This window comes from Aeromonas diversa CDC 2478-85 (assembly GCF_000819805.1).
Taxonomy (GTDB): domain Bacteria; phylum Pseudomonadota; class Gammaproteobacteria; order Enterobacterales; family Aeromonadaceae; genus Aeromonas; species Aeromonas diversa.
Genome location: NZ_CDCE01000011.1, coordinates 1,555 through 2,710, shown reverse-complemented (window position 1 = coordinate 2,710; position 1,156 = coordinate 1,555). Strand labels below are relative to the sequence as shown.

General features: G+C 45.5%; 2 protein-coding genes. Both read right to left on the bottom strand.

The window, feature by feature from the left end; genetic code table 11:
* Window positions 1-104 precede the first annotated feature (104 nt).
* On the bottom strand, window positions 105-374 hold the full coding sequence (locus BN1121_RS02505) for a hypothetical protein (protein WP_005346386.1): 270 nt from the start codon (window positions 372-374) through the stop codon (window positions 105-107).
* 11 nt (window positions 375-385) lie between these two features.
* Complete coding sequence (locus BN1121_RS02500; RefSeq protein ID WP_005346384.1) at window positions 386-982, bottom strand: hypothetical protein; 597 nt, start codon at window positions 980-982, stop codon at window positions 386-388.
* Window positions 983-1,156 lie beyond the last annotated feature (174 nt).

Sequence of the window (1,156 nt, the reverse complement as noted above, 5' to 3'; positions counted from 1 at the left end):
CGAATCAGAGGGGGAGCCAAGACCGTGCCCGTCTGTAGCGATGGAGGTTGGTGTCAGTTTGTTGGCCGCTAAGCGGCGCTCAAAACGGCGGCTGGAGTGCTTTGTTAGGCCAACTTTCCAATTAATGAGGCCGCAACTTCCGCGAAGCCGTTTATATTTTTTATAGCATCCGCCTTCTGCTGGTTTGTTTTAGTTGCATCGCTGACAACGACCATTAAATCCGCGAGGGTTTCTTTGCTAACGGCAGCCTCAGCAAGTACATCAGACACCTGCTTTTTAGTGAGGCCGGCGATATCGGATGCCTCAGATGAAAATTGGTCATTTGCGATTTGATTGGCTTTTGCACGTAGTGCGGCCCATTCAGTATTGTCCATTTTCACTACCCTCACTTATTGTTGATTAAACTTTGAATTTTGTTGTTGATATCGATCGCCTTGCCAGCCTCAACTCCGCCCTTTTGAACAAAAGAATCGATTTCAGAAAAAATTTTGTCGAGCTGTATTTTCCCCCCAGTGGCTGACGACACCAGCTGAATGCTTTTGTTGGTGGAATCCTTTACTGAAACGGCAGATTGCAGCAATCCAGTAATAGTAGAATTTGCTTGGTTAAGAATCAAATAGTTGTCTTGAATTGTTGAAACTAGATCAATTCGCACTTTTTCAAGTGCCTCTTTAGTTGAGTCGTTCTTGCTGTTCAATGCGATTATGTCTTTTGATACGTCCATCAACTGGCTAGTTGTGAGGGTAACGTCGCCGGAAGGCGCGATTGTGGAAAAATACGAAGCAATTGCTCTCTGTAAAGCTTCATCTAGCTCTTTCCGCTTACTCTCGAAGTAGAGGTTAAGTAAGCTTATCTGAGCGTCGCTCTGCTTTTTTATGCCAGTTCCAAGTTCGCTACTTAAACTTACAGACTCCGGCGGAATGGTGGCACATGCTGAGACACATGTCACAAGAGCTATGGCACACAGTTTTAGAATCTTCACAATCAATCTCCCTTCAGTTTTGACGACAACAGCGGCTCACAAAAATGGTGACATGGATTTCTGGCCAAACGCCTTGCTCAGTTGTGGCCGGAATGGCGTTTGATTTGCACGAATGTATTTCTAGCGCAAATCAAACGGAGTGTAGGGCGTCAACTGCAGCAACTTGTTAGCACT